This is a genomic window from Mesorhizobium sp. M7A.F.Ca.MR.362.00.0.0, assembly GCF_004023175.1.
GTDB lineage: Bacteria > Pseudomonadota > Alphaproteobacteria > Rhizobiales > Rhizobiaceae > Mesorhizobium.
In genome coordinates this window covers 1-215 of the sequence record NZ_RZTF01001235.1, presented here as the reverse complement: position 1 = coordinate 215, position 215 = coordinate 1, and the positions used below count along the sequence as shown (strand labels likewise).

The window sequence follows — 215 nt, the reverse complement described above, 5'->3', positions numbered from 1 at the left end:
TTATCACTATCATTGGTTTCGGTTGTTACTTTCCAACCATCTACTGGTTCGTACATTTTAAAATTCACATTATCGGTTATCTTAAGTGTTACCTTCGTTGTCGCAATGTCCTTCTCAACAGGTATTTTTACTGTATATGTTTCCCAAGCCTCTGTTGGAGACTCTGAAGGATTAACAGTTACATGTGCACTTGCTGGAAGTGCAATGAGAAAAAC

The 215-nt window shown here is 37.7% G+C and carries 1 protein-coding gene; it reads right to left on the bottom strand.

All coding sequences use genetic code 11. The annotated features are described in order from the left end of the window. On the bottom strand, positions 1 to 215 hold a 215-nt coding region (locus EOC06_RS39760), incomplete at both ends, for a DUF1775 domain-containing protein (protein ID WP_128310229.1).